Raw genomic sequence first — 23,577 nt, forward strand, 5'->3', positions numbered from 1 at the left:
CGCGCAAAATGCGCGGCTAGTATTGAACTGGTTTTTAAAATCCGAAAATACTAAATGCAAAGAACTTAGTCGCCACCGTATTTACAAAGATTAGTAATAAAATGGCAGGGATAAACGTTGATAGCGAGAAGTTCACATACTTCTCTGTAAAGCTACCAACATAGCCGTCACAGCCTTGGCTTAGCTCTGCTGATAAGTTTGCTTTTTTCCAACGATACATAACGAATAAACACACCATTAAACCGTTAAGCGGTAAAATTGTGTCGTAAAACACATCATAAACAATATCAAATAAGCTCTTATCTGCACCGCCATAACTAACAAACTTTGTAAGTGAGTCAACCATACCAAATGACATGGTACACAGCACAGTTAATACACCTGTAGATAAGGTTAAGATAGCCAGTGCTTTTTTGCGGCTGATACCCTTACGATCGCTTAATGTTGCTGTTGGTACTTCTACAATTGATACAAGCGACGTAATTGCAGCAAAAAAGACAAGTAAGAAGAATACAAACGCAACAATTGATGCACCCACGTAACCAATGTCAGCTTGAAGTGCTAATAAAATTTTTGGTAGGTATACAAAAATCATTGATACCGAAGAGTCTGATAAAGTACTCGGATCAGTATTCGGATTAAAACTAAAAATAGCTGGAAGCACCATAAGACCGGCAATAAATGCAACCAATGAATCGGTTACCGCAACCATTTTTGCACTGCCAACAATGTCGTCTTTCTTAGAAATATACGATGCATAGGTCATTAAAATACCCATACCTAACGACAATGAGAAAAATGCTTGAGCCAGCGCACCATTTAGTACACTCGCATTCATTTTACTGAAATCAGGGACGATATAGTACTTAACACCCGCCATCGCGTTATCAAGTGTTAATACATAAACAACCAGCGCGGTAAGTAGCACAAATAAAGCCGGCATCATAAACTTAGCCGCTTTCTCGATGCCCTCTTTAACACCACCCACTAAAATCAAGTTAACGATGATTGCAACCACAGCCATATAACCAAACACGGTGTAGCTATTGATAAAAGTGCCAAAATTATCAGGCTGGGCCAAGGCATCTAAATTACCAAATGCAGTTTGCGATAGATAACCGAAAATCCATACTGTGATCACCATATAAAAAACAGCAATCATAAATGGCGTTAATACGGCTAAAAAGCCAGCAAAGTTCCATTTTGGATCATTGCCTGCTAATAATTTGTATGAACCAAGTGGATCTTTTTGCGCTTTACGACCCATGGCCATTTCAGCCATCATCACTGGCAAACAGATAAAAATGACAAACAATGCATAGACTAAAAGGAAAGCACCACCGCCGTTTTTTGTAGCTGAAACAGGAAAACCTACTAAGTTTCCGATACCTACAGCAGAACCGGCTGCCGCTAAAATAAAACCGAGGCGGGAGCTAAAATGCTCGCGTTTTTCGCTCATTTAAAAACCTTATTATTATTTTCTCAACCCAGCGACTCTACCAGTGTTACACCGCGTATTTCAAGCTTTATAAGTTAAAGTTATATGGGTTTGTGTAAAGATTATTACGCGAATAATCTCTCGTCTATTGCTAAGAATATGCTACTATTTTTTAAAAATAACATTGAGAACACACCATGCTGTATATGATTTATTCAACGGATGTTGAAAATAGTTTAGAAGCTCGCAAATCTGCGCGCCCTGCTCACTTAGCACGCCTTCAAGAATTAGACGATCAAAATCGTTTATTTACGGCAGGCCCCCTTCCAGCGATTGATAGTGAAGATCCTGCTGACGCTGGTTTTACAGGTTCATTAGTGGTTGCAGAATTTGACTCATTAGAAGCAGCACGTGAATGGGCAGCAAACGATCCGTATATTGCTGCGGGTGTTTACGACAACTCAGTGGTAAAACCATTTAAAAAAGTATTTGGTTAACCTCTGAACTTAACTGAATCAATAATTCAGTGTTTGTTCACGGCTTATTAACTAAGATTTGGCTGTTGAATTACAGAATTTAACGTAATTACTTGAATTTTAGTTAATTGGTTAATTAAACTAAATGGGTCTGGTTTAGGAGTTCCCCGTCATGCGCATATTATTAGCCTTCAGTTTTAGTCTTTTATTTGCATTATCAAGCTTTCATGCTGATGCCAATAAGAAGCAAGCCCAAGAGGTGACTAAAAAGCAGGCTGTGACGATCGCCAAAAAATCTGAAGACGGCCGAACCCTAAAAATCACAGAGCAAGATAAAGTATTTACCGTAAGAATTTTAAAAACGAACGGCCACGTGGTTGATGTCCATGTGAACAAAAAGACTGGCGAAGTGAAAAAGGATTAAGAATGCGAATTTTAGTTATTGAAGATGATTTACACTTAGCAGATAACCTTCGTAACGCCCTAGAAAAAGAGCGTTACAGCGTAGACCTTTGTCACGATGGTGAAGCTGGTTTATTCCATATTACCGAATACCCGCTAGATATGGCGGTAGTAGATTTAGGCTTACCAAAAGTAGATGGTATTGAATTAATTACCAAAGCACGTGCACAAGGTATTACTATTCCTATTTTGATTCTAACGGCACGTGACCGTTGGCAAGATAAAGTAGAAGGCTTAGATGCTGGTGCAGATGACTACCTAACTAAACCTTTCCACGTTGAAGAGCTAATCGCTCGCTGTAATGCCCTTATCCGCCGCGACGCAGGTAAAGCAAACCCAGAAATGACAGCAGGTCCTATCAAAATTCATACTCGCTCACAGCAAGTGTGGGTCAACGATAAAGAACTTAGCTTAACAGCATACGAATACAAAGTTTTAGAATACCTAATGGTTAATCCACAAAAGGTAATTTCTAAATCTGAACTAACAGAGCACATCTACGATCAAGACTTCGACCTTGATTCAAACGTAATCGAAGTATTCGTGTTGCGTTTACGTAAGAAGCTTGACCCTGACGGTACCCTTAACCCAGTTGAAACATTACGCGGCCGTGGTTATAGGCTAAAAAGTCAGTGGTAGCATCGCAGATACCGCTTAAAGTAAGGCAAGGATTTATCCTTGTCTTTGTTTTATTAGTCGCCCTACCAATTCTGTTTTTCTCAATTGGTAAGGCTTACTACGCCTCTTTGGTCGAAGCGACCGAAAAAACCCTCGAAGCTCACTTATATTCATTAATCTCTGAAGTCGATTTCACTGAACGCGGCATTGTTATGCCAAGTACTATCTTAACCCCAGAGCTAAACCGACTAAATTCAGATACCTATGCAATGGTTTATCGCGGTGACTTACCGGTTTGGTATTCTGAGTCGGCTACCAATATCAATTTTATTCCTGATAACTTTGAAGCCCCCGCAGGCTCTGCGGATTTTCGTCGTGTTGAATACAACAATACTGTTTACTGGCAATTAACGCTTACTGTTATTTTAGAAAACATTGACCAATCAGAGCATGCACGTTTTATTCTATTAAAGCGTAATGATGCCCTACTGAGGCTGATGGATGGCTTTAAACAAACACTCGTAAATTGGATGTATGTCATGGGTGTGGCCATTGCAGCACTAATGGCGATTGGTTTTGTTTGGAGTGCAAGACCACTGCAACGACTCGATAAAGAAATTAAAGCCATTGAATCGGGTGATAACCAACAAATTAAAGGTCTTTACCCAGTTGAGCTGCAAACCATTAAAGCTGATTTAAACTTATTACTAGAATCACAGCAGCGCCAAAAAGAGCGTTATCGCGCCTCATTGAGCGACCTTGCTCATGCATTAAAAACACCCTTAGCGGTGCTTAAATCTAGTCCTTTGGCCAATGATGCTGATGCACAAGAGCAGTTAGACCGCATCAACGTGATGATCGAACACCAATTAAAACGTGCTGCCACAGGTGCGTCTGACACCTGGAAAAAACAAACTCACATCAAGCCTGTTATTGATTCAATCTTAAGCGCAATGAGCAAAGTTTATCGCGACAAAGATATTATTTTCACCTGTGAAGTCACAGAAAAAGACTATTTCTTGGGTGATAAAACCGATTTAATGGAACTACTCGGTAATTTAATCGATAATGCCTGTAAAGCTTGCCGCTCACAGGTCGATATAAAGGTTAAGCAGAACAAAAAGTTAACGCTCAGCATTAGTGATGATGGTCCAGGTGTCCCTGAACACAAGCGTGAATCATTACTGACTCGCGGTACCAGACTCGATACCTACGAAAGCGGCCACGGTGTCGGCATGGCTATCGTGTCTGATTTAGTCAACTCGTATAATGGCATCTTAACCATTAAAGATGCAGAGAAACTAGCGGGCGCTGAGTTTATATTAGAGTTTAATTACAATGATAAGAAATAAAAAATCTTTACTTATTAAAGGTATGCTACTAGCCCTATGTGCTGGTTCAGCGCATGCTCAAGCTGAGCAAAGTTGTGAGCTTACGAGTAACAATACAGATGAGACTAAACGTTACATTCAATGTCTTGATCAAGTTATTGCCGATTTGCATCGCGACCAAAAGATGTGGATTAATAAGCTCACGATGGATCTTGAAAAAATTAAAGAAGATAGCGGTAACAGCCAATTGCTGCCTATATTCAATCGCAGTATCAAGAACCAGGAGCGTTATTTAGAAGATAGTTGTCGCTGGCGCTACTTACAAAAAATGCCAAATGGTACGAAAGCTGCCATTGTCTACAAGCAATGTGAAATTGAAATTCTGAAAAACCATATACAGGTTTTACAACGGCCTCTAAAGTAAAACACTTAATCATTGTGAAAGATAAAAAGGCGCTTAAGCGCCTTTTTTAATCTTCAAGTTTTAGCTCTTCGCCATTGCCAAGCAAGGTAGCAAGCCATCTCCCTTCTTGGCTGGTTTCTAAAGCAATTTTAACTATCATGGTCAGTGGAACTGATAACAGCATACCCACGGTACCCATCAACCAACCCCAGAAAATTAATGATAAAAATACCACCAGCGTCGATAAACCCAGCCCTTTACCCATAAAGCGCGGTTCGACAATGTTTCCCATTACGGTATTAATCACTAAATAACCACCAGCAATAACCCCTGCAACCAGTGGGCCTTGAGTGATCAAAGCAAGTAGTACAGCAGGCACAGCTGCAATGATAGACCCAATGTTAGGAATATAATTAAGCATGAACGCCACTACACCCCACAGTACAAAGTAATCAACATCAAGTGCCCACAGCATAAAGCCTGCAAGTATACCTGTGCCTAAGCTAACCATGGTTTTAATGGCAAGATAAGAATTAATAGAATCTAAAAAGCGATCAATTTGCTGCATTTTCATTTCAGGATCATCCAATGCTAAATGCACTTTCTTGCTCAACATAGGTCCTTCAAATAACATGAACACCACGGTTAAGATGATCAAAAACAGATTCGCCATCACCCCACCAAGGCCAGTCAGCATGTTGGTTGCAACATCAATCATTTTACCCGGATCAAATAAAGAGATGATCTGCTCTTTATCAATCAGAATGTTATAACTTGCGGCAACATTAACCACCCAGACAAACTCTTCTTTTAGTTGTGCTTTGTACTCAGGCAGTTTTTCAGAGAAATCGGTCATAGATTGCCCAACCAACCCGGCAAGGCTTATCCCTACACCGACAATCATCAGCATCACAAACACAACCGCAATCCCTTTAGGGATACCGTATTTGGCAAAGAAACGGATTAAGGGATTACAAATAATGGCAATAAAAGCCGCCAATACAAATGGAATGACAATCACACTTGCGGCTTTAATACCCGCTAAAACAACGACTAAAGCAGCAAATATCACTAAACTTTTATTTACACCAGTCAGGCTCGACAAAATAAAATCCTTGTTAGTTTTTTTAACAGTGTAAGTGAAATACGCCGCAAAATAAATCTCAAAGCAGCTGGCACAATTAATGCTCTTTATACGTGCATAATTTGAACAATTTATGATACATATAAGTAAGCGTGCTTTAAAAGGAGCTTTATATGGCACATTTATCCGACCAAGAACTTACTTTTTTCAACCGTTTATTCGAGGCTGAACGGACTGACAACGATCCAACAGACACAAAAATGTCTGTTAGGCTCAATTTACCTGATAAATTAAACGGCTTACTTACCAATGCCAAACTGACACTACTTGCTGAAGTAGGGATTTATCAGTTGTGGTTTCCGCTTGAATTTACTAATGACGAACATGGCCAACTGGTCCCCGTACTTAGCGCACCAGAAGTTATCGATACTAAGGGTATCGAACGTAGCTGGCGTACCCCTGAACTTGAAATTCACACAGAGCAATTTCAGATACTGTCTTTATCAAGTACAGGCGTGTTACTCAAGCCAAAGCGTCAATTACCCGAACTTAATAAAGAGATATTGTTGGCATTTAATTTACCTACTGAAGATCAGATTATTCTTAGTGTGAAGCCAATTCGAACGACCAGCAAAGGAATTGCCGGAAAAATAGTGCAAGTATGCCAAGGTGAAGATGCACTGCGTAAATACTTATTTGAGACCCATAAGCACCATCATGCAAAGCTGTACGAGCAAGGTAACTTTACGACTGAGCTTATCTAGTTGCAGCAGCTTAACAGCTTAGATAAGCTTGGCGTTTTGCAGCAAGTCAAAACAAGGTATTTTATGAGTTATCCGATTGGAACCCCTGGTAAACCGTGGAACGACGCAGATAAAAAAGCATGGTTTGAGTTACAAACAGTAAAACGTAGTTATTTAGATGATGTTGTGTCGCAACTAGACTCTTTATCAAGTGATTTCAACATTGAGCAATATGGCGCATTAAGTTACGACAGCGACAAATACCCACTTTACATTTTAAAGAGCAAGCAATGGCACGCTGATAAACCAACTGTCTTGGTTACCGGTGGTGTGCATGGCTATGAAACAAGTGGTGTACATGGTGCTTTAGCGTTTGCTAAGAAAAACGCCAAAGACTATTTTGCTGAATTTAATATCCTAGTGGCTCCGTGTATTAGCCCATGGGGTTATGAAACGATTAACCGCTGGAATCCAAATGCCACGGATCCAAATCGTTCATTCTATGCAGATAGTCCGGCTGAAGAGTCAGCAGCAATTATGCAGTATTTAGCCAACAACGCAATCGCGCCTTATGTGCATATTGACCTGCATGAGACAACAGACACTGATAATAGTGAGTTTCGCCCGGCTTTGGCTGCACGTGATGCAACGACACACGATAACTGGAACATCCCTGATGGCTTTTATCTTGTCGCTGATAGTGAGCGCCCGCATGATGCATTTCAAACAGCGATTATAAAATCAGTTGAAAAAGTAACCCACATCGCACCAAGTGATGAGAATAACCAGTTGATTGGTGTACCACAAACCCAGTTTGGTGTAATTAATTACGAAGCGAAAAAACTGGGGTTATGTATGGGCTTAACAGATGCAGAATATGTCACAACAACAGAGGTTTACCCTGATAGTCCACTCGCAAATGATGAAATTTGTATTGATGCACAAGTAGCCTCAATTACTGGTGCTTTGAACTATATTGTTAACAAATAGTTAGTTATATTTTAAATGTGGGGTGAATGATTTATCCACCCCAAACCTAAATAACTAGATAAATTTTACACATATACAAATTTAATGAAAAAGTTATGTTTTTTAAAATTTGTATACTAAATAACTAGACACATACATAGAATTGTATAAAATTCGCGCTCTTTTTAATTCAAAAGGGAAGCAAATTGGAATTTAAGAATCACTATGGCAGTGTCAGTATCATCACTGATGGTCCAATTATTATTGGGCAATTTTCTGGTAATATTAACGCACGTTTGGTCAATGACTTTGCAGTAGATTTAAAAAAGCATATTTCTGCTTTAGCTGGAAAGCCGTGGGCGTATATTAGTCATTCTACCCAATTACTTGCTACTACCCCTGATGCCGAACGCGGCTTCACGCATTTATTTCGTGCTCTACACGGCACTAATTGTATCGCAACTGCTTATATGTTTAGTTCGTCTATTGTGCTTAATCAGATGAAACGCATCATTGCGCAAGCACAATCACCGATTCAAATAATGGATTGTTTATTTGATGATTTAGACAGCGCTAAGGCGTATGTCCTGAAGCAGCTCGAATTCGCAGAAATGGCTTGTTAAAAACAAGCCATTTTCGTTTCTGGAGCCGTGATTGAGGTTAATCTCGGTAAAACTTAGTTTCTTTAGTTATTGCGATATCAGCATCTTCTAATGCTTGAATGTGAAAACTGATAGGCGTTACTTTTGATTTCAATTCGTAGCCATCTGCAACCACAGTGACAGGCACACGTTTCATCTGCCCTGCTTCAATCGTAATGGTGTCTGGTACTTGTAAGCTTGCTTCTTCAATACCTCTGATACCAATTGAATAGCTCAAGCTATGCTGTGTTTTGTTGATAATTGATAAGGTATATGGATTTTCAACTAAGCCTTCAAAATTAACACGATACAGTGCATTACGGTCACGAATGACAGAGGCCTCAATAGGTGTACGCATTGCCATCCACACAACCATGCCCACAACAAACAGCGCCGTTAAACCACCATAGCCAAGCAGTTTTAACCTAAATGGGTTGGTCGTTTTGCCTTCCATTTGTTTTTCAGACGCGTATTTTATCAGGCCTTTTTGATAGTTGAATTTTTCCATAGTGCTATCACATGCATCAATACATAAGCCACAGTTTATGCATTCATACTGTAAGCCATTACGAATATCGATACCCGCCGGACATACTTCGACACATAGGTTACAGTCTACGCAGTCACCTAAGCCTAACTCTTTAGGATCGGCTTTACGCTTACGCGCACCACGAGACTCCCCTCTCGCTTGATCGTAGGTAACGACTAACGTGTCTTTATCAAACATCACTGATTGAAAACGTGAATAAGGGCATGCGACAGTACACATTTTTTCACGTAAGAATCCCGCATTGCCATAGGTACAAAAAGCAAACAGGAATACCCAAAAGCTGACGATCCCAGACATTTCTAGAGTAAATAAGCTCATGTATAAAGACTTAGCGGGAATGAAATAAGCCATAAATGACATAGATGTGAGCAAAGAGATCACCAGCCAAGCTGCATGCTTAGTGATTTTCTTTTGCCATTTACTCACTGACCAATCTGCTTTATCAAGTTTAATGCGCTGATTACGGTTACCTTCAACTTTGTGTTCGACCCAAGTAAACATCAGCATCCAAATTGTTTGTGGGCAAGTGTAACCACACCAAACACGCCCTAACCAATTAGTGACGAAAAACAAAGCAAACGCTCCTGTCATAAATAACATGGCTAAGATCATAAAATCTTGTGGTAACAGCGTTAAACCAAATAAAGTAAATTTTTGGCTGGCTACGTCGAGTAATACAGCTTGACGGCCATCATAGGGGATCCACGGAATGGCGATAAACGTCAGCATCAGCACCCAGCCTAAATAACGACGGATGCGTTGGAAGTATCCCTTTTGCTCACGAATATAAATTGGCCCTTCTTGGTTGTAGGGCTTGATGATTAAGTCTTGCTTTTTAATATCAAATTTCATTTTGCTACTTACTTTTGTGTCGGTAATAGCCTGATAGAGCAACTATCAGGCCAACACAAAATAAAAATAAATTATTGATATTAAATGATTAATTTCATGTTTAAACATCTAAAAGCACGATATTTCGCGAATGATCGTGATATATCGCGAATTACCGTTTTATAGCTAGCTTTTTCATTTTTGATCTCAGGGTACTTTCGGGAAGACCCAGCAAGGTTGCAGCACCATTTTCACCCGATATTTGCCCGTTACAGCGTTTTAGCACCTCACAAATATGCTGCTTTAGTACAGCATCAAGGGAAACCACCTGCTCATTTGATTGCTCGTTACTCAAAGGTGCAGACAGCTGTAATACAGCTTGCTTAGACAGAATAGCTTCACGCTCTAGAATATTTTGTAGCTCACGAATATTACCTGGCCAATCATAATTAGCCAACTTAGTAAGTGTTGCTTTGCTTAGCCCTTTTAACTGTTTACCTAAGCGCTTGTTTAACTGTGTAATAATATTTGCTGCAAGTAGCGGAATATCTTCCTTGCGTTCACGAAGCGCAGGCACACGAATAGGAAAGACATTTAAGCGATAATACAAGTCCATTCGAAAGCTACCCTGCTCAACCATTTGCCACAAGTTACGATTTGTTGCAGCCAACACGCGGATATCGACTTTTAAAGTTTGACTGCCCCCGACGCGCTCGAACTCTTGTTCTTGTAGCACGCGCAGTAATTTACTTTGCGCCTCTAATGGCAGCTCTGCCACTTCATCTAAAAATAGAGTGCCTTTATCAGCCAGTTCAAAACGCCCTTTTCTGCGTTCATTAGCACCGGTAAACGCCCCTTTCTCATGACCAAATAACTCAGATTCAATTAAGTTGGCTGAAAACGCCGCGCAGTTTACTTTTATGAAAGGTTGTTCAGCACGATTGCTCAAACGGTGAAGGTTTCGTGCCACCAGCTCTTTACCTGTGCCGTTTTCACCTAAAATCAAAACCGTACTGTTGGTTTGGCTTACCAGGGTAATTTGCTCGAGCATACTTTGAAATGAATGACTTTTGCCGACCAAACCTGAGTCTTGCCAATCTTCGTTTAACTCTGAAATAAGGTAAGCATTTTCAGCTTGTAGCTGCTCAGATAAATGTTGAACTTGCGCTAGTGCGTCACGTAAAGCCACTTCTGTTTGCTGCTGTTTTGATACATCGCGAAAAATCGCGACTGCACCAATCAAGGCACCGTTTTTATAGACTGGCGTTGAAGTATACTCAACGGCAAAATAGCTTCCATCTTTACGCCAGAATACTTCATCGTTTACATGTCGATGTTTGCCATCAAACATAGTGCAATATATTTGGCATTCATCTGCGGGATATGGTGAGCCATCTTTACGAGTATGGTGATGATATTGGTGTATTTTTTTACCAAGGAGTTCGTCTGCTTTCCAGCCGGTCATGCGCTCAGCAGCAGGATTTACAAAAACCGCATTACCCGATAAATCGAAGCCATAAATACCTTCGCCTACAGCATTTAGTAATAATGTGGGGTCGTTTAAAAATTCCTTGATCATAGCAATCACTCAATTCGCGAAATATCACGAGCAATTATGACAAGGTTAAATTTGCTTAACAAGCAATTACAAAAAAAGCGGCATGAAGCCGCTTTAAAATATCAAAGAGTTTTACAGTGTGGGCACTAAGATAATTTCACCCTGAGATACTTTCATATCTAATGGTAATTTGCTCAATAATGCGACTTTAGGGTCATTCATATTTAGCTTATAGACGGGGTTAACCGCTAAAAAGCCGTTAATCACTTGCATTGCTTGATCATCTAATAAGTTTAAGCTGCCCTTGAAACCCGCGGTGTCGATTGTTGTATCAACCAATTTTACATTACGTAAAAAGACTGCTTTTTTCTCGCTGTCATAAAATGGGCTACCTTCGATTTGCAGCTTTAAGCGTACTGGATACTTAAGTGCGAAAGCTTTAATAACAGCACTAGAATCAGCCCCTAAAACCACCACGTCACGCTTATCTGGGCCAACATTGACACTTAGGTCGTTTACAGCAAAATCAACTGGTAAGCCCATCAATTTTATTTGTTCGCTTAATTTTGGTAATTGATCAGCAAGGGCTGCTTCAATTTCTGAATTGGTAAACGAGTACACCGACATCCCTTGATCTGTACTTTTACAAGCCCCTAAAAATAAACAGGTAAGTAGTAATAAAATTCTCATTGTTTTCCTCAAAAAAGACGGAAAAAAACCGCTATAAAAAGCGGTTTTTATTCGTTAAATTGCAAATATTGCTTTAAGCCTTGCTAGTGTGTCAGCTGAAACTGAACCCTCACTGACTGCAAGTAATTGCTTTAAGTAATAATAAACATCTGCGTGCTCACCACGGTGTTTATCATCTAACATCGCAACTTGCTCAGTCATACGTAACTGACTATCGGCCGACTCAACGCCCGCCAGAATTTCGATACGTGTTAACAGCTGCGCGGCTGTTTAGCTTAGTTGTTAATGAAGCTTGGAACTGTGAAGGCAGTTCACTGTGGCTCTCAAGAGCAGCAAATAAAGCAGTTAACTTAGACTGCTCTGCTTGTTTGCTGATTTGCGCTGTTTTTGCGCTAATCGCTGTCTCTAACTGAGACACGCGTGCAGATAATGCTTTTGAGTATTCAAGCTCTGCTAGCTTCACTGTTAAATCTTTAAGCTGTGCAAGATGCACCACTGTCTCAAGTGCAGACTCAAGCTCACTTAACTGCTCTGCGGCAACTTCATCATTTTGTTGCTGAACTTGCTTTTGCTGTTCAAACTCGGCACTGCGCTTAGCAAAGGTGTCGTCATTAACTCGTCTGAATTGCTGCCATAAAGTGTTTTCAGCTTTCATTCCAGCAAAGCCAATAGTCTGCCATGTTTGTTGAAGTGCTTTTAGCTCCTGGCACGCAGCAGCTAAATCATCGCTTTGCGATAACTGTGTTGCTTGCTCAACAAGTGCAGCTTTTTGCTCAGCATTTGCTTTATGAAATGCAGCAAGTTGACCTTGAACTTGTGATTGCGCAGCTTTAAATTGCGCTTGTAGTTCACGGTATGTTTTTGGATCGACGTTACCTGCAGAACGCCACGCTTTTGCGGTACGGTTGAACTTGCTTTCAAACTGCTTCCAATCAAACTCATCAGAAGAGGTATCAAGCTCTGTTAACTGCTGCATTTGCGAGATTAAATCAACGCGTTGTGCTTTAGCTTGCTCACGTTGCTGCTCCTGCTCTGCGAAATACTCACGACACGGCGCAAACAGTAATTCAATTTGTTGATCGAATAACTCACCTTGTTGCTTTTCTGCATCAGTATCTAAACGCCCTAACTCATTCCAACGACGACGTAACTGTTTAACTTGCTCTGCACGTTGTTTAGGGTCAGTGCACTCGGTTGCAACAAGTTCAGTTACTTCCACGAGTAATGCATCACGCTTTGGTGCCGATGCGTATTTTTGCCAATCTTTTGCTTCTGCTAACTGTGCTTCTAAATCAGCTTTCAAGCTATTTAATGGCTGCTTGTAATACACTGTAAGTGTTGCGTATAGCTCTTCAAAGCCTTTAAACACTCCAAAGGCAACATTAAAGCGACCTTGATCAATTAAGCGTTTTACATCATGGGCTTTGCGCTTCGCTGTTTGCTGATTTTTCTCAAACTTATTCGTCAGCGGTGCCATCGCTTGCTGCCAGCAATTTACTGTTTCAGCTAAATTTGCTTTAAAGCGACCTTGTAAACGGCTAGGAATACTTGCCAGCTTTTTGCGAGCTAATTTATGCTGTTGCTCAAACTGCTCTTTTAGCCCGTCAAACTCGCTTTCGTCTTGAGTTGTCGAAACTGAGTTTAATTGATCAAATGCTTCTTTAAACTCAGCAATAGCACTAACCAGTTGCGGTAACTGTTCAACTTGGTTAAATAAATTTGTTAAGTGCAGTTTTACATCACTAACATGTTTGTTTTCAGATAAGTTCGCCTCTGCTAACGCATCTTTTGCCTCTGCAACTTTCGCCTCGAGCCAATCTTGCTGAATTTGCTCCGGCGTTTCTAAGCCTAATTGCAATGCATTTTCGATTTCTTCGCCAATTGCTTCAAGGCTTGCCAGTGCTAATACCTGACGTTGTTGCTCAGCTAACGCTTGCTGCGTTGCTTCATGCTCTTTACTTAGAAGTGCAATATGAGATTCAAGCTTTTGCGTAATCGCATAATATTTTTTATCTAGCGTGCTTACTTGCTCATCGCTCAGCCATTTTAGTTCGATAGCTTGCCACTGCTGTAATAACTCAGCATGTTGCAACGACACTAACTGAAAGTCATTTTTATCACGAAGCGCATTAAGCTTTGCCAATACTACACGGGTATCAGCTTCTACTTTGGCAGGCATTTCTATCGCTAAGCGTTCATTGTCAAGATGAGTCGCCAGTTGAGTGTGTGCCTCACCTTGTGCATGCTTTAATAATGATTTAGCAAGTTGATGATTAATCACAAGCTCAACAAGTTGCAATTGCAGCTCTTCACGGCCTTCTTTAAAGGCTTTATCAATTAGGCTTGGGTTTGCTAAACGCTTTAATAACTTAACGCGAACTTGAAGTTCTTTTTCTGCAAAGGCGAGTTTTTCAAGGGTTTTTACAGGTGCATAACGCTCAATAAACTCATTTTTGATATTTGCATCTAATTTGCTATCGGTATTTAAAACCGCTTGGTTGATATGCTGCTCTGCAATTTCTTTAAGTGCTTGGTCTTGTTTATAAACTTGCCACCATAAAACAAGATCATTGGCTTTGTTTAAGGCTTTTTTACGGATCTCAGCTGAGCTATCTTCAAGGGCAATGCTATTTAAGATGCTAAGGTCACGTTCTGTATCAAGACGTTCAACTGCGGCTAAACGAACTTGGCTTTTAGGGTGCTTCCATTTCGGAGTAAACAGGTGTTTAAAGATCATTTTCACTAAACCTAGCTATTTCATTTTCTGATGCGAATTCTTTTTGCAATTGAGCTTTGCTCTTTTGCACCATTTCACCATTTGCGCCAATGGTAAACTGCTCATTGGTTTGCGAAACTTTAGCTTGGTAAAGCATCACGAGTTGAACGGTTTGTTGTTTTTGTTCGTCAGTTAACGGTGTGCCATCGGGCCATTTACCCGTTGAGGCGCCATACTGAAGACGTTCAAATACTTCTGGGGTGATATTTTTTACGATGTGATCAATATTCATGTTACTTTTTCTTTTTCAAAACAACTAAATAAATGCGGCTTATGATATACCACACAAAACCTACTGCCATTGCCGCTGAATAGGCATACCACTCAGGAGATTTTGCTTCGGGGTGCATAAAATAAAAGCAGAAAAAGCCCCCTAAAAATAAAATCAGTGCGAGGAAAGACTGATTCATAAACTTTTGTTGTCTACGAATACGCGTTTCTTTTTGCATTTGCTGCAACTGCTCATTGCTTAGATCGGTGACTTGGCATTCACAATGCGGACATTGTTTATGTTTGTCAGATATTGATTTTGCACATTGCGGGCAACTAATAATCGCCATATCTTTCTCCATACTACGCATAAAAAAGGCGCCTTTAGGCGCCCTTTATTGTACTTGTTTTATGAGTCGATGTCTTATTTGAATTTCACTCAATTGTGAAGATTCGAAAACCTGCACAACTAAATTCTCTACAAAAACTCAAAAACCAGATTTATTGTTTCTCTTTCGCCTTTTCAGCTAAACGCTTTTCCCAGAAAGTCGCATTTTTAATGCCTAATTTAACTGGGTCAAAAGTAATTTCACCACCGGCTTTCTTTTGATCTTCGTAATCACGTAAACAGTTAAGCGCTGGTTTTGCGACGAAGAAAATAGCTAAGATACCCACAATATTGATCCATGCCATTAAGCCTACGCCAATGTCACCAATGTTCCAGATATAGCCAGAGCTATTTACCATGCCGTATGCCACCATAAACATGATCACAAGTTTCACGGCAACCAGTGGAATATTACCTTTGAAGTAACGGTTCAAATAAGCAACGTTAGTTTCTGCAATATAGTAATAAGCAAGAATGGTCGTAAATGCGAAGAAGAATAAGGCAATACCTACAAACGCTTCACCAAACCCACCAAATACGCTAAATAACGCCATTTGTGTGAAAGCAGCTGAGCCTACTTCTGTTGCTGCATCAACATTTTGCACAATAAATTGACCCGCAGGTAATTCACCCACAATGTTGTATTGATTTGTGATTAAAATCATTAGCGCCGTTGCTGTACACACAAAAATAGTATCAACATACACAGAGAACGCTTGCACCAAGCCTTGCTGTGCTGGGTGATCAACTTCAGCTGCTGCAGCTGCATGCGGCCCCGTACCTTGACCAGCTTCATTTGAGTAGATACCACGTTTAACACCCCAGCCAATGGCAGCACCAAAGCCTGCTTGTGCTGTGAATGCATCAGATAAAATCATTGAGAAGATACCTGGTACTTTATCTAAGTTTAAGAACACCACAATTAACGCTAATACGATGTAACCTAGCGCCATAAATGGCACCACGATTTGTGTGAAGTTTGCGATACGCTTAATGCCACCAAAGATAATAAACGCAAGCACAATTAAGATGATTGCAAGGGCAACTAACTTAAAGCTACCTACTTCACCAAAGCTGGTGCTAACGAGAGTGCCTTCACCGAAAACTTGTGTAAATGCATTACCGACTGCATTCGCTTGAACACCCGGCAGGAATACACCACAGGCAATAATCGCTGATACTGCAAATAATACGGCTAACCACTTTTGCTGTAAGCAACGGTCAAAGTAATAAGCAGGACCACCTCGGTACTGACCATCTTCTTCTGATTTATAAATTTGACCAAGGGTTGACTCGGCATACGCAGTACTTGCGCCTAAGAACGCAACTACCCACATCCAGAAAATTGCACCCGGACCACCAAAGCCAATAGCTGCTGCAACGCCAGCAATATTACCTACACCAACACGGCCCGATAATGATACAGCTAACGCTTGGAACGAAGAAATACCCGTATCTGAATTATTAGAGCTAAGCAATAACTTACACATTTCTTTAAAATGTCTAACTTGCGCGAATCGGGTTAAAACGGAATAAAACAGACCTGCACCTAGACATAAATAAATGAGTGCATTACTCCAAATTATGTCATTAACGGCGCTTACTAAAGCTTCCATGGATATCCTCTATGATTATATTTTTTATTGTTAGTTACGATACTCAGCGTGAGCTTGTGAGAATGCGCGACATGATGACTGTGAGAAATAAATTTAAAATTAAATTACCTCTCAGCTGAACGTATTGAATATTAACTTAAACCAACCAAGTTTGTTAACAGTTAATTTTCAATATGACAAATGTACCTACCTAGTTAACATTCGATACATCCTGCTCTGTACCGTCATTTTTCAGTTAGCAGATACAATTACGGGCATCAGTTTAGCTGATGCCCGTAAGGTTCGTTATCTTAATTTATCAACCACGTTAACGATAGCCGCTAACGTATCTTGACCAAATTGATACGAGCGACGATCTGACCAACCATAATCTGGATCAGGTAAATCATCGTTATCTTTAAATGGCATCTCTACTGTATACGCTAATGCATTAAACTCATGCGCGACAGCAGAAGAACCAACAGTTAGGTTAGCCTGGCCCGGTTCATCTTTAGGGTAACCGTGCTCGTCTTGGAACTCTGGCGTTACTGTTAAAAGCGCAGCTTTAAAGCTATCTTCTAACTCTTTTAAGCGGTCATCGTAGCCCGGGATACCTTCACTGCCCGCAACAAAGTTATAAGGAATAGCTTCGTCGCCATGAATGTCTAGGTGCATATCAAGGCCCGTTTCACGCATTTTATTAAGCACTAAGAAAACTTCAGGGCTATTTTCCATGCTCGGTGTTTGCCATTCACGGTTCAAGTTAACGCCTTTAGCATTGGTACGTAGGTGACCACGCACACTGCCATCTGGGTTCATATTTGGCACAATGTAGAATACCGCTTTAGATAGTAACGCAGCTGCATGTGGGTCTTCATCATCAAGTAATTTGTGAAGTAAACCTTCAACATACCACTCAGCCATTGTTTCGCCTGGGTGCTGGCGCGCCGTGATCCAGATTGTTTTCTTGTCGCTGCTAGGAATACCCACTCGTAACACACTCATATCACGACCATCAAGGGTTTCGCCTAATGTTTCTAATTCACACGCATGTTGGCTTTGTGCCCATGCAAGTAAATCTAAGTGACGGTCGTAGCTGTATGGGGCAAAGTAAGCAAAGTACATGCTGCCGCACTCAGGCTCTACTTCAAATGATAGCGTGCCGTTTGCATACTCAGATGGAACACGGAACCAAGTTTGACGGTCGTATGATGCAACCGCGTGATAACCTTCCCAGCCATCAGGATATGCTGAGTTTTCTAAGTTATTAATGTGTAATTTATGGCTTTGAAACGGCGTTGTTTCAAGACGAAAGTGAAACCACTGGAAAAAATCAGACTGATTGTCTTTATTGATTTCTAATTGAATATTCAGCGGATCAACGGCTTCAATAACCTTGATATTACCACTGTCAAAATTGCTGGTGATTTTCATTCTATAAACCTATTGGTTAAAAATAATTCTTAGCTATTCGCTTGTTAGTTAAGAATTAAGTCAACGCTCTGAAGTTAGAACGTTTTGTTAGTAATATGGTGTAGACCTTAAACAGCCTATCACATGCTGAAAATTTGCAAAAACTTTCACGACTAAAAAAGCCAGCATAATGCTGGCTTCTAGATTCTTTATAACTTAGGTATTAGCGAGGTAAGCTTGGGAAAGTTACTTCAGCCATATCACGCATACAACGAACTACCTGACAGCTATAACCGAACTCGTTATCGTACCAAACATAAAGCACAACACGGTTGTCATCTACGATTGTCGCTTGTGAGTCAACAACACCTGCGTAACGGCTACCCACTAAGTCAGTCGATACGATTTCAGTAGACGCTGTGTAGTCGATTTGGTCACGAAGGTCTGAGTAAAGTGCAGTTTCACGTAAGAACGCATTTAGTTCTTCAACTGTAGTGCCTTTTTCAAGGTTTAAGTTCAAGATTGCCATTGATACGTTTGGTGTAGGAACACGGATAGCGTTACCTGTAAGTTTACCTTCAAGCTCAGGTAAAGCTTTAGAAACCGCTTTTGCAGCACCCGTTGAAGTGATAACCATGTTAAGTGCAGCAGCACGACCACGGCGCTCAGCGTTGTGGTAGTTATCAATTAAGTTTTGGTCATTTGTGTACGAGTGAACTGTTTCAACGTGACCATTCTTGATACCAAACTTATCGTTAAGTGCTTTTAACGTCGGGGTAATTGCGTTGGTTGTACAGCTTGCTGCACAGACAATTTTATCTTCAGGTTTGATATCTTGGTTGTTTACACCGTATACGATGTTCTTGATGTTACCTTTAGCTGGTGCAGTTAATAATACTTTTGCTGCGCCTTTTGCTTCTAAGTGCTGACCAAGACCTGCTTCGTCTTTCCAGATACCTGTGTTATCAACAACAAGTGCATTCTCGATGCCGTAAGCGGTGTAATCTACTTCGCTTGGAGAGTTAGCGTAGATAACTTGAATGTAGCTACCGTTAGCTTTAATTGCGTTACGCTCTTTATCAATTGTGATAGAGCCATTGAATGGACCGTGGATAGAGTCACGACGAAGTAAACTTGCACGCTTTTCTAGGTCACCGTCTTTACCGCCACGAACAACGATTGCACGTAAACGTAGGTCTGCATAAGGACCTGATTTTTCGATTAATAGACGTGCTAATAAACGACCGATACGACCGAAACCGTATAACACAACATCACGTGGCTCTTTGCGCTCTGAGTTTGCGATTTCTGCTAATTCGTCAGTTAAGTATTCTTCAACTGAACGACCTTTTGCAGCATCTGTAAACAAATAACCATACGCTAGTTTACCAATATCGATACGTGCTGAGTTTAATTCCATTTTGCTAATCGCTTCTAAGAAAGGGAAGCTTTCACGTAAACGTAGTTTTGTACCTTCAAACTGAGCAACTGTTTTGTGCGCTTTGATGATATCGATTGTACTGGCATTAACGAGAGGACGGCCATATACAGCGATTTCGATACCACGATTACGATAAAGTCTACCAATGATAGGTTGCATACTTTCGGCGTAATCTTGACGTTCTTGCCAGCTGCTTGTGTATTCTAACTCGTGAGATGAGGTCATTTTTTTACCTAATTAAACAATTTTGAACGGATAGCCTTAAAAAATGTGTTGTGATTTGAGAGCAACACATCTCAGGCAGGGGTATTCTAATTTAAACTCGAACGATTCTCCACTGTTACAGAACAAATCATTGCGCTAGAATAAAGTAGTACAAATTAAGTTGAGGTTAAGGAATGTTATTAAGAGCAAGCGTGTTGCTTGGTTTATTGGCATTAGCAGGCTGTGAAGATCCGCTTACACTAGCGAAAGTGTGCGACGAAACGCCTGGCTTCTGTAGTGATTTAAATAAAGACAGTCACTGTAAAGAGCAACGTGCCGAGGTCATCATTCAACGTTATGTTGAATATAAGTCGCCAACAGACGAAAACAAATACCAATTATTAAAAGATTTCGAGAAATACGATCAATGTGTGTCGCTTGCGGCCAAGATTGAGCATATAAAACTAAAAGAAAAAACCACCTCTCGCGTTGAAGGTCATTTAACAAGCATTAAAGAAATGACACGTATTTTTCAAGATACCAAAAATACGAACCACCCTGGTTTGTTGTATTACCATTGGTCACGTAATAACGACCAATCAGCGTTAACTAAACTGCTCGCCCTTGAAGAAAAACAAGATAAACGCGTCACTGAAGATGCCGAAATGCAGTTTTTCTTGGCAAGCTACTACGTGAAGTTTGATGATGAAAAAACCATTGATTTGCTATACAAAACGCTCGAGTTAAATAAAGCAGGTGAAACACCGAATCCAGAGATCTACCCAACGCTGGTCAGCTTATTTTACAAACACGAAAAGTATAAGCACGCATACACTTTTGCACGCGTCGCACAATTATCAGGGTATGAAAATGTCGATATTTTACCTATCGAACATCAACTCGCTGCCATTGGTAAGAGCCTAGACAGCCTAGATGATTTAGCGCAAAAAACTTACGACAGTATCCAAGCTGGCACTTTTGTGTCGCCGCGCGGATTCTAGCCACTCGCAAGTAATGTTTTTAAACAAATAAAAAAGGCAGCTAACGCTGCCTTTTCTTATTTTGCTTTGCTTGTGCCAACTTCTACACGAGTCTTGAGCTTTTGACCTGGTCTAAAAGTCACTACTCGGCGTGCCGAAATAGGGATATCTTCACCTGTTTTCGGATTGCGGCCTGGACGTTCTTTCTTATCTCGAAGATCAAAGTTACCAAATCCAGAGAGCTTAACCTGCTCGCCTTTTTCTAGCGCTGAGCGGATTTCTTCAAAAAACGCTTCAACTAAATCTTTGGCATCTTTTTTATTGATCCCGAGTTTTTCAAATAGGTGTTCAGCTATGTCGGCTTTAGTAAGCGCCATATCTAGTCCCTCAACGATGCGTTAAATTGTTCGGCCAATGCGGCCACCACATTATCAACTACTTGATTGATATCTTTCTCTTCGAGCGTTCTATCAACCGCTTGCAGTGTTAGAGCAATCGCCAAACTCTTATAATTTGGCTCAATACCTTTGCCCTTATACACATCGAATAAGTTTAGGTCAACCAATTGATTTCCGCCAACTTTTTCTATGACATTTAAAATATCGCCAGATTTTACGTGATCTTCTACTAAAATCGCGATATCACGGCGGTTTGACGGGAATTTCGACACTGCTACCGCTTCTGGTAATTTTCTTTTTCTAGTGCAGACATTTCGATTTCAAACACAAATGCTGTGTTGTTGATATCTAGTGACTTTTGCACCTGTGGGTGCACTGCACCAAAGAAGCCGACTTTTTTACCATCAACATAAATAACCGCTGATTGACCTGGGTGTAAGCCGTCAGACTGCTCTGCTTTTATCTCAAAGCGTGCAGTATCGTTGCTAATAGCTAAAAGTGCTTCAACATCCCCTTTTAAGTCATAAAAATCAACGCTACGCTTTTCTTGAACCCAATGTTCACCGTGTGCAAGACCAGAGATTACACCACCGATAACAGCAACTTGGTTTACACCGTTTTCTGCATTCTCGTCACGTAAGAATTTTAAGCCATGCTCAAATAAACGTACACGTGGTTGCTGACGGTTTTGATTGTAAACTAATGACGCTAATAGACCCGGCATTAAACTTACACGCATTGCTGACATTTCAACCGAAATTGGGTGTGGCAATACAAGTGCATCACTTTGCGGATGTAAAATAGCTTGTGCTTTTGGATCAACGAAACTGTAAGTAATTGCTTCTTGGTAACCACGTGTTACAAGCGTATTGCGGAACTTAGTGACCGCAACATGAGACTCGTCATGGTTAGTCATTTTTAATTTAGCAGTTGGTGCAACGTTAGGAATGCTGTTATAGCCGTAAACACGCGCAACTTCTTCAATTAAATCTTCTTCGATACGAATATCAAAGCGATAGCTAGGTACGTCAGCGCTCCATACACCATCAACAATTTTCACATCTAAACCTAAACGGGTTAGGATGTCAGTTACTTTTGCATCATCAATGTGATGGCCAATTACGCGGTCTAAACGCTCACGACGTAAACGCACTTCTGTTACTTTTGGTAATTTGTCAGTTGCAACTGCTTCAACTACAGGGCCGGCTTCGCCGCCAACAATTTCAAGTAATAATGCTGTCGCACGTTCCATTGCATCTTTTTGCAGCGCAAAATCGACACCACGCTCGTAGCGGTGTGACGCATCAGTGTGTAAACCGTAGCTACGTGCTTGGCCAGCAATCGCTACTGGATTAAAGAAGGCGCTTTCTAATAAGATGTCTGACGTTGATTCAGTTACACCTGATTTTTCACCACCAAAAATACCTGCAATAGCAAGCGCTTTGTTGTGATCAGCAATCACAAGTGTAGACTCGTTAAGTTTTGCAGTGTTGCCATCAAGAAGAACGATTTCTTCACCTGCATTCGCGCTACGTACTTTAATGCCACCTTCAATTGCATTTAAATCAAATGCGTGCATTGGGTGACCAAGCTCTAATAACACGTAGTTTGTAACATCAACAACTGGGTCAATTGAGCGAATGCCACTGCGACGCAGCTTTTCTACCATCCAAAGTGGTGTTTCTGCATCAAGGTTAATACCTTTGATCACACGACCTAAATAACGAGGACACGCATCATCATTTACAAGCTCAATTGATACTTTGTCTTCAATCGTCGCCGCAACAGGTGCGATTTCAAGTGTATTTACATCAATACTATTCAGTACGCCCACTTCACGCGCTAGACCTTTAATACCTAAACAGTCACCACGGTTTGGTGTTAAGTCAACATCAATAATGCTGTCGTCCAGGTTTAAATACTCGCGTAAGTCAGTACCGATTGGCGCATCACTTGGTAATTCCATGATGCCATCGCCTTCTTCGCTGATGCCTAATTCAACGAATGCGCACAGCATACCGTGTGAAGGTTGACCACGAAGTTTGGCTTTTTTAATTTTGAAGTCGCCAGGTAATACAGCGCCAACAGTCGCAACAGCGACTTTTAACCCTTGGCGACAGTTAGGTGCACCACACACGATATCAAGTAACTCATCACCACCTACGTTTACTTTAGTTACACGTAATTTATCCGCATCAGGGTGTTGACCACACTCAACCACTTCACCAACAACAACGCCTGTGAACTCAGCCGCTGCAGGCTCAACACCGTCAACTTCAAGACCAGCCATTGATAACTGTTCCGAAAGAGCCTGTGTGTCGATTGCTGGGTTAACCCACTCTCTTAACCACTTTTCACTAAATTTCATTTTATATCTT

20 protein-coding genes and 2 pseudogenes are annotated in these 23,577 nt (G+C 40.8%); 9 read left to right on the forward strand and 13 right to left on the reverse strand.

Annotated elements, in window-relative coordinates; translation table 11 throughout:
• Positions 1-34: 34 nt before the first annotated feature.
• The gene (locus P4S60_RS09885; protein ID WP_063704554.1) at positions 35-1,459 is read right to left on the reverse strand and encodes a sodium-dependent transporter; all 1,425 of its coding nucleotides are present in this window, start codon (positions 1,457-1,459) and stop codon (positions 35-37) included.
• A gap of 176 nt (positions 1,460-1,635) precedes the next feature.
• Between P4S60_RS09885 and P4S60_RS09890 the strand changes: the two genes are divergently transcribed.
• From P4S60_RS09890 to P4S60_RS09910, 5 genes are all read left to right on the forward strand, one after another.
• Positions 1,636-1,935 (forward strand): YciI family protein, encoded by a 300-nt coding sequence (locus P4S60_RS09890; RefSeq protein ID WP_063704552.1) that lies wholly within the window; start codon positions 1,636-1,638, stop codon positions 1,933-1,935.
• 151 nt (positions 1,936-2,086) lie between these two features.
• Entirely contained in the window at positions 2,087-2,338 is a 252-nt protein-coding gene (locus P4S60_RS09895; protein WP_054552908.1) for a PepSY domain-containing protein, read from the forward strand.
• Positions 2,339-2,340: 2 nt separating this feature from the next.
• Positions 2,341-3,015, forward strand: coding sequence for a response regulator transcription factor (locus P4S60_RS09900; protein ID WP_337115856.1), 675 nt, complete (start codon positions 2,341-2,343; stop codon positions 3,013-3,015).
• Entirely contained in the window at positions 3,009-4,346 is a 1,338-nt protein-coding gene (locus P4S60_RS09905) for an ATP-binding protein (RefSeq protein ID WP_337115858.1), read from the forward strand. Before P4S60_RS09900 ends, P4S60_RS09905 begins: the two co-directional genes overlap by 7 nt.
• A complete protein-coding gene (locus P4S60_RS09910) occupies positions 4,333-4,749 on the forward strand; it encodes a hypothetical protein (RefSeq protein ID WP_337115859.1) in 417 nt (138 codons plus the stop codon). Before P4S60_RS09905 ends, P4S60_RS09910 begins: the two co-directional genes overlap by 14 nt.
• A 46-nt stretch (positions 4,750-4,795) precedes the next feature.
• Here the strand turns inward: P4S60_RS09910 and P4S60_RS09915 are convergent, their stop codons facing one another.
• Positions 4,796-5,833: an AI-2E family transporter gene (locus P4S60_RS09915; protein WP_337115860.1), complete on the reverse strand. Its 1,038-nt coding sequence runs from the start codon at positions 5,831-5,833 to the stop codon at positions 4,796-4,798.
• Positions 5,834-5,985: 152 nt separating this feature from the next.
• Here P4S60_RS09915 and P4S60_RS09920 point away from each other — a divergent pair, with 152 nt between their 5' ends.
• The 3 genes from P4S60_RS09920 to P4S60_RS09930 all read left to right on the forward strand — a co-directional run bounded on the left by P4S60_RS09920 (position 5,986) and on the right by P4S60_RS09930 (position 8,147).
• The gene (locus P4S60_RS09920; RefSeq protein WP_337115861.1) at positions 5,986-6,576 is read left to right on the forward strand and encodes a hypothetical protein; all 591 of its coding nucleotides are present in this window, start codon (positions 5,986-5,988) and stop codon (positions 6,574-6,576) included.
• A 63-nt stretch (positions 6,577-6,639) separates the two neighbouring features.
• Positions 6,640-7,545, forward strand: a complete 906-nt coding sequence (locus P4S60_RS09925; protein ID WP_337115862.1) for a M14 family metallopeptidase — start codon at positions 6,640-6,642, stop codon at positions 7,543-7,545.
• 185 nt (positions 7,546-7,730) lie between these two features.
• Positions 7,731-8,147, forward strand: a complete 417-nt coding sequence (locus tag P4S60_RS09930) for a hypothetical protein (protein WP_063704538.1) — start codon at positions 7,731-7,733, stop codon at positions 8,145-8,147.
• A 37-nt stretch (positions 8,148-8,184) separates the two neighbouring features.
• On the opposite strand, the gene ccoG is transcribed toward P4S60_RS09930, so the two are convergent.
• From ccoG to P4S60_RS09975, 9 genes and pseudogenes are all read right to left on the reverse strand, one after another.
• Positions 8,185-9,567: a cytochrome c oxidase accessory protein CcoG gene (gene ccoG / locus P4S60_RS09935; protein WP_337115863.1), complete on the reverse strand. Its 1,383-nt coding sequence runs from the start codon at positions 9,565-9,567 to the stop codon at positions 8,185-8,187.
• A gap of 151 nt (positions 9,568-9,718) precedes the next feature.
• The gene (locus tag P4S60_RS09940; RefSeq protein WP_337115864.1) at positions 9,719-11,125 is read right to left on the reverse strand and encodes a sigma-54 interaction domain-containing protein; all 1,407 of its coding nucleotides are present in this window, start codon (positions 11,123-11,125) and stop codon (positions 9,719-9,721) included.
• A gap of 111 nt (positions 11,126-11,236) precedes the next feature.
• Positions 11,237-11,794, reverse strand: coding sequence for a DUF1439 domain-containing protein (locus tag P4S60_RS09945; RefSeq protein ID WP_063704534.1), 558 nt, complete (start codon positions 11,792-11,794; stop codon positions 11,237-11,239).
• 54 nt (positions 11,795-11,848) lie between these two features.
• Positions 11,849-14,531 (reverse strand): annotated as a pseudogene (locus P4S60_RS09950) (DUF349 domain-containing protein).
• Positions 14,521-14,802 (reverse strand): YeaC family protein, encoded by a 282-nt coding sequence (locus P4S60_RS09955; protein ID WP_063704530.1) that lies wholly within the window; start codon positions 14,800-14,802, stop codon positions 14,521-14,523. The pseudogene P4S60_RS09950 and the gene P4S60_RS09955 overlap by 11 nt, the downstream one beginning before the upstream one ends.
• Before the next feature lies 1 nt (position 14,803).
• Positions 14,804-15,130, reverse strand: a complete 327-nt coding sequence (locus P4S60_RS09960; protein ID WP_063706116.1) for a hypothetical protein — start codon at positions 15,128-15,130, stop codon at positions 14,804-14,806.
• Between the two features lie 151 nt (positions 15,131-15,281).
• Positions 15,282-16,784 (reverse strand): alanine/glycine:cation symporter family protein, encoded by a 1,503-nt coding sequence (locus P4S60_RS09965; RefSeq protein WP_063704528.1) that lies wholly within the window; start codon positions 16,782-16,784, stop codon positions 15,282-15,284.
• A 285-nt stretch (positions 16,785-17,069) separates the two neighbouring features.
• Entirely contained in the window at positions 17,070-18,197 is a 1,128-nt protein-coding gene (locus tag P4S60_RS09970; protein ID WP_063704526.1) for a M14 family metallopeptidase, read from the reverse strand.
• Between the two features lie 202 nt (positions 18,198-18,399).
• On the reverse strand, positions 18,400-19,842 hold the full coding sequence (locus P4S60_RS09975) for a glyceraldehyde-3-phosphate dehydrogenase (RefSeq protein ID WP_063704524.1): 1,443 nt from the start codon (positions 19,840-19,842) through the stop codon (positions 18,400-18,402).
• Between the two features lie 173 nt (positions 19,843-20,015).
• Between P4S60_RS09975 and P4S60_RS09980 the strand changes: the two genes are divergently transcribed.
• Entirely contained in the window at positions 20,016-20,822 is an 807-nt protein-coding gene (locus tag P4S60_RS09980) for a DUF2989 domain-containing protein (RefSeq protein WP_105174338.1), read from the forward strand.
• Between the two features lie 56 nt (positions 20,823-20,878).
• On the opposite strand, the gene ihfA is transcribed toward P4S60_RS09980, so the two are convergent.
• Both ihfA and pheT read right to left on the reverse strand, forming a co-directional pair.
• Entirely contained in the window at positions 20,879-21,178 is a 300-nt protein-coding gene (gene ihfA / locus P4S60_RS09985) for an integration host factor subunit alpha (protein WP_002960690.1), read from the reverse strand.
• 2 nt (positions 21,179-21,180) lie between these two features.
• A pseudogene (gene pheT, locus P4S60_RS09990) lies at positions 21,181-23,567 on the reverse strand (phenylalanine--tRNA ligase subunit beta).
• Positions 23,568-23,577 lie beyond the last annotated feature (10 nt).

The sequence above is a fragment of the Pseudoalteromonas sp. Hal040 genome (genome assembly GCF_037162425.1).
GTDB classification, from domain to species: Bacteria; Pseudomonadota; Gammaproteobacteria; order Enterobacterales; family Alteromonadaceae; genus Pseudoalteromonas; species Pseudoalteromonas gelatinilytica.